This window comes from Stenotrophomonas sp. TWI169, from assembly GCF_039674705.1.
GTDB classification, from domain to species: Bacteria; Pseudomonadota; Gammaproteobacteria; order Xanthomonadales; family Xanthomonadaceae; genus Stenotrophomonas; species Stenotrophomonas maltophilia_P.
The window spans coordinates 45,858-60,142 of record NZ_JBDJOB010000023.1 but is presented as its reverse complement, the minus strand read 5'-3'; the positions used below and the strand labels follow the sequence as shown (position 1 = coordinate 60,142).

Sequence of the window (14,285 nt, the reverse complement as noted above, 5' to 3'; positions counted from 1 at the left end):
GTTGGCGCCATGGATGGCGCCATCGAGGCCCCAGGGATGGGTTTACGGCGTGTCCTGCCCGCCCACACCGCCCCGCCAAATCCGCAGACAACCCAGAGCCGGCTGTTGCCATTGACGTTGCCCTGGCTTGAAGCAGGTGCAGGGCGCAGCCCTGCCTGACCCCCGCTACGGTAGGGTGGAGCGATGCGGCGCTGCAGCTTGGCGCCGCCCCATATTTGATTACACTTGAAACTTGTTTGCCCATGACTCCGGACACCCACCCATGAAGCTTGGTTCTTTGAAGGAAGGCGGCCGCGACGGCACCCTGATCGTCGTCTCGCGTGATCTGCGCCACGGCGTCCGCGCCACCGGCATCGCGGCCACCCTGCAGCAGGCCCTGGAGGACTGGAGCCGTGTCGCACCGCGCCTGAACGCGCTCTACGAATCACTGAACGCCGGTGACGCCGATGGCGTGTTCGACCTGGACCCGCAGACGCTGGCGGCGCCCCTGCCGCGCGCCTATGAATTCGTCGATGGCAGCGCCTACCTGCCGCACGTCGAGCGCGTCCGCCGCGCCCGCGGGGCCGAGGTTCCGGAAAGCTTCTACACCGACCCGCTGATGTACCAGGCCACCAGTGCCGGTTTCTACGGCCCGCGCGACGCGGTGAAGGTGGTCAGCGAGGAGTACGGCATCGATCTGGAGGCCGAACTGGTGGTCATCACCGACGACGTGCCGATGGCGGTCACCCCGGAGCAGGCCGCCGGCCACATCCAGCTGGTGGGTCTGGTCAACGACGTTTCGCTGCGCAACCTGATTCCGGGCGAGCTGGCCAAGGGCTTCGGCTTCCTGCAGTCCAAGCCGCGCTCGGCACTGTCGCCGGTGTTCGTCACCCCTGACGAACTGGGTGACGCCTGGCAGGACAGCAAGGTGCACCTGCCGCTGGTCACCCACATCAATGGTGCGTGGTTCGGTGCGCCGGAGGCAGGCGTGGACATGCAGTTCAACTTCGCCCAGCTGGTGGCGCATGCGGCCAGGACCCGTCCGCTGGGCGCCGGCACCATCGTGGGATCGGGCACCATCGCCAACGAGGACACCAGCAAGGGCGCTTCGTGCTTTGCCGAGCAGCGCACCGTCGAAACCCTGCGCGACGGCAAGCCGAGCACACCGTTCATGTCGTTCGGCGACGTGGTGCGGATTGAAATGTTCGACGCCGCCGGCAACAGCATCTTCGGTGCGATCGAGCAGCGCATCGAGCAGGCGGCCAGGCCCTGAGGAGGGACGCGGCGATGGAGATCCCGGTCGACGACGGCATCGTGCTGTACACCTACTGGCGATCCAGCGCCGCCTACCGCGTGCGCATCGGCCTGGAGCTGAAGGGCCTGCGCTGGGAGGCGCGCCCGGTTCATCTGCTGCGTGACGGTGGTGAACAGCACGGCGAAGCCTATCGCGCCCTCAATCCGCAGGAGCGGGTGCCGACCCTGCTGCACGATGGGCAGGTGCTGACCCAGTCGCTGGCGATCCTGGAGTATCTGGACGAACGTTTTCCGCAGATGCCGCTGCTGCCGGCCGATGCGGCCGGCCGCGCCCGCGTCCGTGCGCTCGCGCAGCTGGTGGCCTGCGACATCCATCCGCTGAACAACCTCCGGGTGATGCAGCATCTGGAACGCGGCCTGCACCTGTCCGCCGATGTCCGCACCCAGTGGACGCTGCAGTGGATCGCCGAAGGCTTTGCGGCCCTGGAAACCCTGCTGGCCGGCAGCAGCGACACCGGCACCTTCTGCCATGGCGACCGGCCCGGCCTGGCCGACATCTGCCTGCTGCCGCAGGTGTACAACGCACATCGCTTTGGTCTGGATCTGTCGCCGTATCCGACCCTGCGCCGCATCGAAGCCGCCTGCCAGGCGCTGGACGCATTCGAGCGTGCGCGCCCCGAAAACCAGGTCGACGCGGCCTGATTGCCGCTGCGATCGCCGGGCATGGTCCGGCGCTACCCCTCGCTGGTCGGTGGCAGCGCGGGGCGACGCCCGGTGGATTCCGCATCCCCGATGAGCAACTGCCGCAGGTCATCGCGGAACAGCCGGTAGGCGTCTTCTCGACGGACCTCGTCGGCCTGCCGCAACACCCATGCGGGATGCACCGTGGCAGAGCCACGGGTGCCATCCGGCAGGGTGTGCCAACGGGCGCGATCACGCGTCAGGCTGAAATGGCTGCCGAACACCGCCGACGCCGCCGTTGCGCCCAGGCACACGATGATCTCCGGCCGCACCCGCTCGATCTCGCCCAGCAGCCACGGACGGCAGGCCTGCACATGGCGGCCCTGCGGACGTTTGTGCAGGCGAACCTTGCCGCGCCTCTCGTGGTGGAAATGCTTCACTGCGTTGGTCAGGTACAGCGCGGAGCGGGCGATACCCAGCTCGGAGAGGGCACGGTCCAGCAGCGCGCCGGCAGGTCCCGCGAAGGGGCGTCCGCACAGGTCCTCGGTGTCGCCCGGCTGTTCGCCGACCAGCATCACCCGTGCATCGCCAGGCCCTTCACCGAACACCACCTGGGTGGTGGACTCCCACAGGGGGCACTGCCGGCAGCCCGCTGCCTGGCGCTGCAGGGTAGCCAGATCACTGGAGGGTGAGGGGACCGCGGATGTCGCCTGCCGCGATGGAATCCGCCGCTGGGGTGGCTGCGCCGGACGATCGTGCATGGCCTGCACGCGGTCGCCAGCATCGCGGATCAGCCCGGGCAGCAGCTGCGCCTCGGGCAGGTGCCGCCAGTACCGGGCAGGCATCTCCTGCTGCATCATCCGCGTGTTGAGGCGTGCGGGATTGAAGATGCTTGCGTAGTAGGTCTGCCAGAGCGTCTCGCGTGCGTCCTCCGCCGGCGCCTGCTCGCGGTGCCCGCCAGCGCCGAAGGACAGCGCCTGGCCATCCCAGTGCACGCTCCGGTAGGGGGTGAGGATGGCCCAGCGCATGCCAACGAAGCGGCGTGCGAAGAACGCCGCGACCCGGTCGACGATCCGATGCTGCGGTTCGAACCATGCGATGAAGGCATCCTGCTCGCCGGGGATCTCGCGGAAGCGCACGAACGCCTTCATCTTGTGCGTGTCGCGGCGGACCGCCTGCGCCATCGTCATCGCGCGCAGCACATCGGCGTCGGTTGGATTGGAGAGCAGCGCGCGCTCGCCGTGCACGATCCGCCACAGCAGCCGGTACAGCAGTGGCATCGGCTGCGCATCGGCATGGCACAGGCAGGTGGAGGCCAGCTCAAGGAACGCACTCGGCACATGCGGTACGGGGGGCGTTTCCAGCAGCGGGGCCTGGGTCGCTGCTGGAGCGTCCAGCAACGACCCGGCGCTGCTTTCCAACCAGTCCAGCTGCTCGGGCGACAGTCCGCGCAGCAGCGCTTCGCGCGCTGCACCCCGCCAGGCATCGAGCGACCACGGGGGATCGACCCGCAGCGACCAGCGCTGGGCGTCAGGCCGCCGGCGGTGCATCGAACAGCGATCCCTGGCGGGGCGGCGGCGCCAAACGCGCACGCAATGCCACAGGATCCTCCAGCGCCTTGCGTGGCTGGTGGTCAGCCAGCAGCACGAACGGCAGCAGCTTGCCCATCGGTGCCTTCAGCCTCGCAATGTCCGCCACCCGCAGCCGGCCATGGCGGCGCGCCATCAACACGCGTTTCACATTGCGTACGCCGAGCCCGGGAACCCGCAGCAGCAGTTCCTTCGGCGCACGATTGAGGTCGACCGGGAAGCGCTCGGGATGGCGGATCGCCCAGGCCATCTTCGGATCGATGTCCAGATCCAGCATGCCCCCCTGCGCGGTGTCGGTGATCTCCTCCACGCCATAGCCATAGAAGCGCAGCAGCCAGTCCGCCTGGTACAGCCGATGCTCGCGCTGCAGTGGCGGCGGCTGCACCGGAAGCTGCAGACTGGCGTCGGGAATGGGGCTGAACGCCGAGTAGTAGACGCGGCGCATCCGGTAACTTCCGTACAGATTGTCGGCACTGCAGAGGATCTGCCTGTCGCTGGCGCCATCGGCACCAACGATCATCTGCGTGCTCTGCCCCGCCGGTGCGAAGCGCGGGGCTTTCGCTCGCGTCCGGCGTGGCTCGCCCGCGGTGACCGCACGCGATGCCTTGCCGGCCTCCTTGGCCTCCTCGATGCGCCAGCGCAGCTCGCCCATGGCGCCGCGGATCGAGCCGACGGTCTTCTCCGGAGCCAGTTTCGTCAATCCGGCCTCGGTGGGCAGTTCGACATTGATCGAGAGACGGTCGGCGTGCCGGCCGGCCGCTGCCAGCAGTTCCGGCGATGCTTCGGGGATGGTCTTGAGGTGGATGTAGCCGGCGAAGCGATGTTCCTCGCGCAGCCGGCGGGCGACTTCCACCAGGCGCTCCATCGTGTAATCCGCATTGCGGATGATTCCGCTGGAAAGGAACAGGCCCTCGATGTAGTTGCGCTTGTAGAAGTCCAGGGTCAGCGCGACCACCTCATCCACACTGAAACGCGCGCGTGGCACGTTGCTGGAGACGCGGTTGATGCAGTACGCACAGTCGTAGACGCAGAAGTTGGTGAGCAGGATCTTCAGCAGGGACACGCAGCGGCCGTCCGGCGTGTAGCTGTGGCAGATGCCCATGCCCTCGGTGCTGCCGATGCCACCGCTGGTCCGGGAGTCGCGCTTGCCGGACCCGCTGGAAGCACAGGAGGCGTCGTATTTGGCGGCGTCGGCAAGAATGGCCAGCTTGCGGAGGGTGTCCATGACGGCACGCTACGCAGGGGCTGTCTCATTGGATGAGACAGCCCCTGAATTCTTCAGGATCGGCCGCCGGGCATGGCCCGGCGCTACCGATGGGCGTGCACTGCCGCCGGGCATGGCCCGGCGGGGGTGGATCAGAAGCCGTGGGTGATGCTCGGCTGGCCTGCTGAATAGTCGGCGTACGGGTCGTGCTCGCCGCTGCTGCCTTCGGAGAGGCGGAACTTCAGCGCCAGGCCGTCGCGCGAATCGGCAGCGCGCAAGGCTTCCTCCTGCTCGATCACGCCGGACTTGGCGAGCCGGAACAGGCATTGGTCGAAGCTCTCCATGCCTTCTTCCAGCGAGGCTTCCATCGCGGCCTTGATCTCGTGCACCTGGCCGCGTCGCAGCAGGTCGCGGATCATCGGGGTGTTGATCAGCACCTCGGTGGCTGGAAGACGGCGGCCGTCCTTGTTCTTCACCAGGCGCTGGCTGATCACCGCACGCAGGTTCAGCGCCAGGTTCATCAGCACGTTCTTGTGCGCGCTTTCCGGGAAGAAGTTGAGGATCCGCTCGATGGTCTGGTCGGCATTGTTGGAATGCAGCGTGGCCAGGCACAGATGGCCGGTCTCGGCGAAGGCGATGGCCGCTTCCATCGTCTCGGCATCCAGGATCTCGCCGATCAGGATGACGTCCGGGGCCTCGCGCATCGCGTTCTTCAGCGCATTGTGGAAGGCATGGGTGTCCAGCCCCACTTCACGCTGGTTGACGATGGACATCTTGTGCTTGTGCAGGTACTCGATCGGATCCTCGATGGTGAGGATGTGTCCGGTCGTGGTGCTGTTGCGATGGTCGATCATCGACGCCAGCGAGGTCGATTTGCCGGAACCGGTGGACCCCACCACCAGCACCAGCCCGCGCGGGGTCATGATGACGTCCTTCAGCACCTGCGGCAGGTTCAGCTCCTCGATGCTCGGGATCCGGCTGCGGATGGCGCGGATGACCATGCCGACCTCGCCCCGCTGCTTGAACACGTTCACCCGGAAACGGCCGGCATCGGCCAGGGCGATGGCCATGTTGAGCTCCAGCTCGCGCTCGAACTGCGGCACCTGGCCCTCGTCCATCAGCGAATAGGCGATCTTCTTGACCATGCCGGGCGGCAGGCCGGTGTTGCCCAGCGGGTAAAGCTTCCCCTCGATCTTGATGTAGACCGGTGCTCCGGTGGTCAGGAACATGTCCGAGGCGTTCTTTTCGGTCATCAGCTTCAGGAAGTAGCCGATATCCATCGCGAATTTTCCCCAACGAAACTGCCGGCGCCCGTTGCAAGCACGGCGCTGGCTTGACGACAATGGCCGTGAACCGACAACCGGTACGGCCTCCCCAATGAAACGACCTAGCTTCGCACGAATGCGCCACGGCCTGTATGTGATGGCGTTTGCATTCGCACTGTCTGCCCCCGCCTGGGCGCAGGACGGTGCGCTGGAACTGGCCCAGGCCCGGCAGGCGGTGGACAAGGCCACCCAGGCCGATGCCGACCAGTACGCCCCGGACCTGATCGATCTGGCCCGGCAGGGCCTGGAGCAGGCGCAGCGCGCCGCTGGCGATCGCCGCGAACGCAAGAACGCCCCGGCCATGGCCCTGCGCGCGGCGGCCGATGCCGACCTGGCCCGCGCCCGCAGCGAGGAGGCCACTGCCACCGCGCAGCTGCAGCTGCGGCGCAACGAGGTCAACCAGCTGCAGCGCCAGCTCTCGACCGGGGAGGACCGCCGGTGAAACCCGTGAACGCCGCAACCCTGGCCGTACTGCTGGCTCTGCCGACCCTTGCCCTGGCGGCCGACAACCCCGTGGTGGCCCGGCTGAGCCAGCGCCTGATGGCCATCCAGGCCAATCCGGACACCGCCGAACTGGGCGCCTTCGAGCGCATGCAGGCCCAGCAGGCCATTGCCACCCTGGACAAGGCCAAGCGCCGCGACCAGGAGTTGGCGACCTACCTGGCCCAGCGCCGGGTCGAGATCGCCGAGACCGCCGTACGCGCGGCCCTGGCCGCCCGTGAGGTCGATCGGCTCGAGCGGACCCGCAGTGACCTGCTGATCGAGGCGAGCCGCCGCGATGCCGCCCGCGCCCGCCAGGAGGCCGAACAGCTGCGCATGCAGGCGCAGATGCAGGCCGAGGAAGCTGAACGCCTGCGTCAGGCTGCCGAGGCCGAGACGCTGGCACGGCAGGACGCCGAGAACGCCCTGACCAGCGTGGCCGGCAAGCAGCAGCAGCGATTGAGCGCGGCCCAGCAGAATGCGGCGAAACTGGCCCGCGAGGAGGCCGAGCTGGTGTCCGGGCAGAAACTGCCGGGCTCGAAGTTCGACGGACGCGGCGAGGTCTTCACCTTCGCCGGTGATGCTTTCGGAGCGGGCGGCTCCAGTCTGTCCGCCGGGGCGCGCAACCAGGCCAAGGCGTTGGCCGAGTACCTGAACATCGGCAAGAAGGGCCGGCTGCGCATCGAGGCCTACGACAGCGCCAACGGCGTCGGGCAGAAGCGCGCCGAGGCCCTGCGTGATGCACTGGTGGCGGGCGGTGTCGCCAGCAACCGCATCCAGATCAGCGGCAAGAAGGCGGCGTCGACCCGGGCGCGCTCGGCCGAGGTCATCATCGCCCCGTAATTGATTGATATTGTTTGTTTTTCGTTGCGTTGAGCATTCAGCCTGAACCCCGCCCCGGCGGGGTTCGGTCTTTTTGTCGCAGGGGTCTTGTACCCCGCCCGGAGCAGGCGTAGGGTCAATCGTCCGGGACGCAATGCCGCGGACCGGACGATGGGAGGGCCGGGCCGATGCAAGCAGGGCGCGAACCGCAGCAGACCGACGTGCGCAGGCCAGTGCCGCAGGTCGTTGTGCGCACCCATGCAGCCATCGAACGGCGCTCCTCCATGAACAACGCCCCGTGCCTTGCGGCCGGGGCGTTCGCGTATCTGTCGAAGGAGGTCCATCATGTTTGAAGATCAGCCCCAGAGCGAGATCGACGCACGTCGCGCGCGTGATCCGGAGTTCAGGGCACTCCATGACCAGCACCGCAAGTTGAACAAGAAGTGCATGGACGCGGAGTTGGGTGTACTCCCGATCGATGATGTCACCCTGGGTCGCATGAAGCGTGAGAAGCTGCTGGCCAAGCAACGACTTCTGCGAATGTACGAAACACCGCTCCCAACGACGTCCGCCACGCTGTGACGCACCTCGTCACGCCCGGAACGGCGTGATCCGGCCACAGAAGGCCCGGCCAGGCGCTCGCGCCCTGGCGTCGCGGTACCGCCGATGACGGCGGCCGCGCCAAGGCACCACAGGCGGTGGTGCCTTGGCCCGCACGTCCCTGTCTCATCGATGCGGACGGTACCGGTCTCCTCGTCGATCCGGGGCCGTCCGCATCCCTTTTCCGGCAGCGTCGCGCCCATACCCGGACTGACCTGACTTTCAGCGCCATCCGTCGGATAATCATCTGTCCGGCCCTGTGTGGCGCGAACCGAAAGTCCTGCGAATGCCCATCCATTCTTCCGTCCTCGAACTCATTGGCCAGACCCCGATCGTCAAGGCCCAGCGCCTGGACACCGGTGTCTGCGAGCTCTATCTGAAGCTCGAGAACGCCAACCCGGGTGGATCGATCAAGGATCGCATCGGCCTGTCGATGATCGAGGCAGCGGAGAAGCGCGGGGACCTGAAGCCGGGCGCGACGCTGGTCGAGGGCACCGCGGGCAACACCGGACTGGGCCTGGCCCTGGTCGCCCAGCAGAAGGGCTACAAGTTGATCCTGGTCGTTCCCGACAAGATGAGCCGGGAAAAGATCTTCAATCTGAAGGCGATGGGCGCTGAAGTGCGTCTGACCCGCTCGGACGTGGCCAAGGGCCACCCGGAGTACTACCAGGATCTGGCAAAGACCATTGCCGAGCAGACGCCGGGCGCGTACTTCATCAACCAGTTCGGCAACCCCGACAATCCGGCCGCCCACGAATTCGGCACCGGCCCGGAGATCCTGGAGCAGATGGGCGGCGATCTGGACGCCATCGTGTTCGGCTGCGGCAGCTCGGGCACCATGACCGGCCTGTCGCGCGCCTTCGCCACGCTGTCGCCGAAGACCGAGCTGGTGCTGGCCGACCCGGTCGGGTCGATCCTGGCCGAGTACATCAACGATGGCGTGCTCAATGACAAGTCGGGCAGCTGGCTGGTGGAAGGCATCGGCGAGGATTTCCTGCCCTCGATCTCCGATTTCAGCCGTGTCACCAAGGCCTATGCCATCAGCGACGCCGAGAGCTTCCACACCGCACGCCAACTGCTGGGCAAGGAAGGCATCCTCGGTGGCTCCTCCACGGGTACCCTGCTCGCCGCCGCACTGAAGTACTGCCGCGAGCAGACCACGCCGAAGAAGGTGCTGGTGCTGGTGTGCGACACCGGCAACAAGTACCTGTCGAAGATGTACAACGACTATTGGATGCTGGACAACGGCTTCCTCGAGCGCCCGCAGCACGGCGACCTGCGCGACCTGATCCTGCGCCCGTACGGCCAGCGCGACACCGTCGTGATCGGCCCGAATGATCTGTTGACCACCGCCTACCAGCGGATGAAGCTGTACGACGTCTCGCAGCTGCCGGTGATGGAGGGCGACCAGCTGGTCGGCATCGTCGACGAAAGCGACGTACTGCTGCATGTCTACGGCGACGAGGCGCGCTTCCGGGATCCGGTGGCCACGGCCATGGTCAGCAAGCTGGACCGGCTGGACGTGAAGTCGCCGATCGAAGCCCTGCTGCCCGTGTTCGACCGTGGCCAGGTGGCGATCGTGATGGACGGCAACGCCTTCCTCGGCCTGATCACCCGGATCGATCTGCTCAACTACCTGCGGCGTCGCGTTCAGTAACGCGAAGTTCGCAGACGATCACAGCTGAATTCACGTTTATTCGCGTCAAAGGTTGTTAAGGCCGCGCTGATAGACTTCCGCTCCTTCGACGGCACCGTCCGCCGGTGCCCATCAGGAATCAACATGCCCAACGCTTCTTCCCAGGATCGCGCGCTCGCCCTGGCCACCCTGGCCATCCACGGCGGCCAGTCGCCCGATCCGAGCACCGGTGCGGTGATGCCGCCGATCTACGCCACCTCGACCTATGCGCAGTCCAGCCCGGGCGAGCACCAGGGCTTCGAATACTCGCGTACGCACAATCCGACCCGCTTTGCCTATGAGCGCTGCGTCGCCTCGCTGGAGGGGGGAACCCGCGGTTTCGCCTTTGCTTCCGGCATGGCCGCCAGCTCGACCGTGATCGAACTGCTGGACGCCGGCAGCCACGTGGTGGCGATGGATGACATCTATGGCGGCAGCTTCCGCCTGTTCGAGCGCGTGCGCCGTCGTACCGCCGGGCTGGACTTCAGCTTCGTCGATCTGACCGACCTGGCCGCGTTCGAGGCTGCGATCACGCCGGCCACGCGCATGGTATGGATCGAAACCCCGACCAACCCGATGCTGAAGATCGTGGACATCGCTGCGGTCGCCGCCATCGCCAAGCGCCATGGCCTGATCGTGGTGGTGGACAACACATTCGCCTCACCGATGCTGCAGCGTCCGCTGGAACTGGGGGCGGACCTGGTCCTGCACTCGGCCACCAAGTACCTCAACGGGCATTCGGACATGGTCGGCGGCATGGTCGTGGTCGGCGACAACGCCGAACTGGCCGAGCAGATGGCGTTCCTGCAGAACTCGGTGGGGGGCGTGCAGGGGCCGTTCGACAGCTTCCTGGCTCTGCGCGGCCTGAAGACCCTGCCGCTGCGCATGAAGGCGCACTGCGCCAATGCGCTGGCCCTGGCCCAATGGCTGGAAAAGCACCCGGCGGTGGACAAGGTGATCTACCCCGGCCTGGCCTCGCACCCGCAGCACGACCTGGCGACCCGCCAGATGGGCGGCTACGGCGGCATCGTCTCGATCGTCCTCAAGGGCGGTTTCGGGGCGGCCAAGCGCTTCTGCGAGAAGACCGAGCTGTTCACCCTGGCCGAATCGCTCGGCGGCGTGGAGAGCCTGGTCAACCATCCTGCCGTGATGACCCATGCGTCGATCCCGGTCGCGCGCCGCGAGCAGCTGGGCATCAGCGATGCGCTGGTGCGCCTGAGCGTGGGGGTGGAAGACCTGGGCGACCTGCAGCTGGACCTGGAACGGGCGCTGGGTTGAGCCGCACCATGGCCAGCAACGACGAAAGCAGGGGAGGGAGGCGGGCGCCACGTCGCATCGTCCACGCCCTGCGCGCCCGCCTGGGCGGGCTGCGCCGTTGGTGGCTTGCCCGCGGACTGGAGCAGGCACGTTTCCCCACGCTGCCCGCACCGGCCGCTGGCGACGCGCGCGGTGAAGCGCTGGTCTTCCCGCCGACAGATCCCACCCTGGGGCCCGGCGTCAATCTGTACGGCTACATCCACGGCCAGTTCGGCCTGGGGCAGACGGCACGGATGTATGCCCGGGCCCTGCTGGGTGAGGGATATCCGGTTGCGGTGAACGATGCCGCCCTCCGCATCCCGCATGCGTGCAATGACCACAGCCTGTCCGGCCAGCTCGGACGGGGCGCGCCCTATCCCTTCAACCTGGTATTCGTGAATCCGGACCTGTTCGGTGAACTGGCGCCCCGCCTGCCGCGCGATACCTACACCATCGCGTTCTGGTTCTGGGAGCTGGATACCGTGCCGGCCGCATGGCAGCGAACGCTGGAGCAGGTCGACGAAGTCTGGGTCTCCACCCGCTTCGTCGAGGATGCCTTCCGGCGCGCGACCGGCAAGCCGGTGGTGCGCATTCCGCATCCGATCGTGCCGCAGCCCGGCGCGGATCTGTCTCGGTCCAGCTTCGGCCTGGACGACGACGCCTTCGTGTTCCTGTGCAGCTTCGACTTCAATTCGTCGATCCACCGCAAGAATCCGTGGGCGGTGCTGGCGGCGTTCCGCGCGGCCTTCGATGGCGCACCGGACAACGTGCAGCTGGTGATGAAGTGCAGCAACGGCTTCCGCCATCCGCAGCGGCTGCGCGAGCTGATGCAGCAGGCTGCCGGCGATCCGCGCATCCTGGTACGCGACCAGGTGCTCGACGATGCGCAGCTGCACGCATTGCAGGAAACTGCCGATGCCTATGTCTCGCTGCACCGCGCGGAAGGGCTGGGGCTCGGACTGGCCGAGAGCATGGCCCGTGGCAAGCCGGTGATCGCCACCGCCTGGTCGGGCAATCTCGATTTCATGAACGAGGGCAACAGCTGCCTGGTGCCGTTCCGCACGGTGCCGATCCGCCCGGGGGAGTATCCCTTCGCCGATGGCGGCACCTGGGCCGAGGCCGACGTGCCGGCCGCGGCAGCGTGGATGCGCCGGCTCGCGCGCGAACCGGGCCTGGCGCAGCAGATCGGCGCGCAGGCACGCAGCGACATCCTGGAAACCATGAGCCTGCAGGCCGCTGCAACGGCCATGCGCGCTCGATTGCAGTCTTTGGAACGACACGACCGATGAACCCAAGAACCACCACCACCGGGCACGAGGATTCGAGATGCTGGGTATGCTGAAGGCCCTGTGGAACTACCGCTATTTCATTTTTTCCTCGATCAAGAACGAGCTGCGGCTGCGCTTCATCCGCAGCCGCCTGGGCGCCTTGTGGATGATCATCCACCCGCTGATGCAGGTGCTGATCTTCGCCACGATCCTGTCCGAGGTGCTGGCCGCCAAGCTGCCGGGCATCGATGACAAGTACGGTTACGCGCTGTACCTGATGTCCGGCACCCTGTGCTGGACGATGTTCTCCGAGACCATCGGCAAGTCGGTGAACCTGTTCGTCGACAGCGGCAACCTGATGAAGAAGATGTCGTTCCCCCGCATCTGCCTGCCGTTCATCGCCGGTGGCACGATGCTGGTCAACAACGTGCTGCTGCTGGTGGCGATCTTCGCGGTGTTCGCGGTGATGGGCCACATGCCCACGGCCGAGGCCCTGTGGCTGCCGGCGCTGATGCTGCTGACGCTGAGTTTCTCGATGGCGCTGGGCCTGCTGCTGGGCGTGCTCAACGTGTTCATGCGCGATATCGGCCAGGTGGTTCCGGTGGTCCTGCAGGCATTGTTCTGGCTGACTCCCATCGTCTACCACATCACCATCCTGCCCGAGCGCGTGCAGGCGATCTTCCGGCTCAACCCGTTGCTGCCGCTGGTTACCAGCTACCAGAACGTGCTGCTGTTCGACAAGCCGCCGGTCTGGGGTGACCTGTTGTGGCTGATGATCGCCACGGTGGTGCTGGCATTGGCTTCGCTGGTGATGTTCCGTCGTGCCAGCCCGGAAATGGTGGATGCGCTATGAGTGGTGAACTGAAGGTCGACAACGTCGGCAAGGCGTATCGCGTCTGGACGAGCGAGTGGCTGCGCGCGGCCCGCTGGTTCGGTGTGCCGACGCGGCCCAAGGAAGAGAACTGGGTGCTGCGCAATGTGTCTTTCACCATCGCGCCCGGCGAAGCCGTGGGCGTGATCGGCCAGAACGGCGCGGGCAAGAGCACCCTGCTCAAGCTCATCACCGGAACCGCCCAGCCCACCGAGGGCCAGGTGACGCGGACCGGCCGCGTTGCGGCGATTCTCGAGCTGGGCATGGGCTTCAACCCCGACCTCACCGGTCGCCAGAACGCGTTCCACTCCGCAGGCCTGATGGGCTACTCGCAGGAGCAGATCGAAGCCGCGATGCCGGAGATCGAGGCCTTCGCCGAAGTGGGCGAGTACTTCGACCAGCCCGTGCGTACCTATTCCAGCGGCATGCAGGTGCGCGTGGCGTTTGCCGTCGCCACTGCATTCACCCCGGACCTGCTGATCGTCGACGAGGCCCTGTCGGTCGGCGACAGCTACTTCCAGCACAAGAGCTTCGACCGCATGCGTCGCTTCCGCGAGGAGGGCACGTCGATCATGCTGGTCTCGCACAGCCTCAGCGACGTGAAGGCACTGTGCGACCGCGCGATCCTGCTGGACAAGGGACGAGTGCTGAAGGATGGCGAGCCGGACGAGGTCATCGATTTCTACAACGCGCTGATCGCGAAGAAGGAAAACGAGACGCTTGCGGTCGAGCAGCGCCGTGGCAAATCCGGCTGGGTGACTACCAGGAGCGGGACCGGCCAGGCCCGCGTGGAATCGCTGCGACTGCTCGATGGCGAAAGCAGCCAGGAGGTCAAGCTGGCAACCGTTGGCCAGAAGCTCCGGCTTGAACTGAAGGCACAGGTCAGTGCCGACCTGCCCAGCCTGGTACTGGGGTTCATGCTGCGCGACAAGCAGGGCCACATCATCTGGGGCAGCAATACCTGGCATACCGGTCAGGTCCAGCGTGATGTGCGGGGCGGAGAACAGGTGGTCTACCACCTGGACTTCACCTGTACGCTGGGCCCGGGTTCCTACTCGGTGTCGCCGGCGCTGGTCAGCACCGAAACGCACATGGTCGACAACTTCGAGTGGGTGGACAACCTGCTGGTGTTCGACGTGATGAATGCCGACAGGACCACGTTCATCGGATCGAACTGGCTCGATGCTGCCTTCAGCGTGGAACGCAGCCGCGCATCGGCCGATGGTGTGCAGGCGGACTGA

The 14,285-nt window shown here is 66.6% G+C and carries 13 protein-coding genes; 10 read left to right on the top strand and 3 right to left on the bottom strand.

Annotated elements, in window-relative coordinates; all coding sequences use genetic code 11:
• Positions 1 to 262: 262 nt before the first annotated feature.
• Together ABE543_RS15885 and maiA are read left to right on the top strand one after the other, a co-directional pair.
• Positions 263 to 1,252: a fumarylacetoacetate hydrolase family protein gene (locus ABE543_RS15885; RefSeq protein ID WP_197572632.1), complete on the top strand. Its 990-nt coding sequence runs from the start codon at positions 263 to 265 to the stop codon at positions 1,250 to 1,252.
• Between the two features lie 14 nt (positions 1,253 to 1,266).
• A complete protein-coding gene (gene maiA, locus ABE543_RS15880) occupies positions 1,267 to 1,935 on the top strand; it encodes a maleylacetoacetate isomerase (RefSeq protein WP_180875782.1) in 669 nt (222 codons plus the stop codon).
• A 32-nt stretch (positions 1,936 to 1,967) separates the two neighbouring features.
• On the opposite strand, the gene ABE543_RS15875 is transcribed toward maiA, so the two are convergent.
• The 3 genes from ABE543_RS15875 to ABE543_RS15865 form a co-directional block, all read right to left on the bottom strand.
• Positions 1,968 to 3,464 carry a UdgX family uracil-DNA binding protein gene (locus ABE543_RS15875; RefSeq protein ID WP_346475880.1) on the bottom strand — a complete coding sequence of 499 codons (1,497 nt, stop codon included), beginning with the start codon at positions 3,462 to 3,464 and terminating at the stop codon, positions 1,968 to 1,970.
• Positions 3,445 to 4,728, bottom strand: a complete 1,284-nt coding sequence (locus tag ABE543_RS15870) for a putative DNA modification/repair radical SAM protein (RefSeq protein WP_053516992.1) — start codon at positions 4,726 to 4,728, stop codon at positions 3,445 to 3,447. The genes ABE543_RS15875 and ABE543_RS15870 overlap by 20 nt, the downstream gene beginning before the upstream one ends.
• Positions 4,729 to 4,859: 131 nt before the next feature.
• Positions 4,860 to 5,987 carry a PilT/PilU family type 4a pilus ATPase gene (locus tag ABE543_RS15865; protein WP_053516991.1) on the bottom strand — a complete coding sequence of 376 codons (1,128 nt, stop codon included), beginning with the start codon at positions 5,985 to 5,987 and terminating at the stop codon, positions 4,860 to 4,862.
• A gap of 121 nt (positions 5,988 to 6,108) precedes the next feature.
• Between ABE543_RS15865 and ABE543_RS15860 the strand changes: the two genes are divergently transcribed.
• The 8 genes from ABE543_RS15860 (at position 6,109) to ABE543_RS15825 (ending at position 14,285) form a co-directional block, all read left to right on the top strand.
• Positions 6,109 to 6,474 (top strand): DUF4398 domain-containing protein, encoded by a 366-nt coding sequence (locus ABE543_RS15860; RefSeq protein ID WP_053516990.1) that lies wholly within the window; start codon positions 6,109 to 6,111, stop codon positions 6,472 to 6,474.
• Positions 6,471 to 7,355 carry a hypothetical protein gene (locus ABE543_RS15855; RefSeq protein WP_197571999.1) on the top strand — a complete coding sequence of 295 codons (885 nt, stop codon included), beginning with the start codon at positions 6,471 to 6,473 and terminating at the stop codon, positions 7,353 to 7,355. Before ABE543_RS15860 ends, ABE543_RS15855 begins: the two co-directional genes overlap by 4 nt.
• A 324-nt stretch (positions 7,356 to 7,679) precedes the next feature.
• Positions 7,680 to 7,916: a YdcH family protein gene (locus ABE543_RS15850; protein WP_053516987.1), complete on the top strand. Its 237-nt coding sequence runs from the start codon at positions 7,680 to 7,682 to the stop codon at positions 7,914 to 7,916.
• Positions 7,917 to 8,220: 304 nt separating this feature from the next.
• Positions 8,221 to 9,591: a pyridoxal-phosphate dependent enzyme gene (locus tag ABE543_RS15845; protein WP_197572000.1), complete on the top strand. Its 1,371-nt coding sequence runs from the start codon at positions 8,221 to 8,223 to the stop codon at positions 9,589 to 9,591.
• A gap of 123 nt (positions 9,592 to 9,714) precedes the next feature.
• Positions 9,715 to 10,887: a cystathionine gamma-synthase gene (locus ABE543_RS15840; protein ID WP_197572001.1), complete on the top strand. Its 1,173-nt coding sequence runs from the start codon at positions 9,715 to 9,717 to the stop codon at positions 10,885 to 10,887.
• Between the two features lie 8 nt (positions 10,888 to 10,895).
• Positions 10,896 to 12,194, top strand: coding sequence for a glycosyltransferase family 4 protein (locus ABE543_RS15835; RefSeq protein ID WP_231108685.1), 1,299 nt, complete (start codon positions 10,896 to 10,898; stop codon positions 12,192 to 12,194).
• 37 nt (positions 12,195 to 12,231) lie between these two features.
• Complete coding sequence (locus ABE543_RS15830; protein ID WP_111186692.1) at positions 12,232 to 13,026, top strand: ABC transporter permease; 795 nt, start codon at positions 12,232 to 12,234, stop codon at positions 13,024 to 13,026.
• The gene (locus ABE543_RS15825) at positions 13,023 to 14,285 is read left to right on the top strand and encodes an ABC transporter ATP-binding protein (protein WP_053516984.1); all 1,263 of its coding nucleotides are present in this window, start codon (positions 13,023 to 13,025) and stop codon (positions 14,283 to 14,285) included. The genes ABE543_RS15830 and ABE543_RS15825 overlap by 4 nt, the downstream gene beginning before the upstream one ends.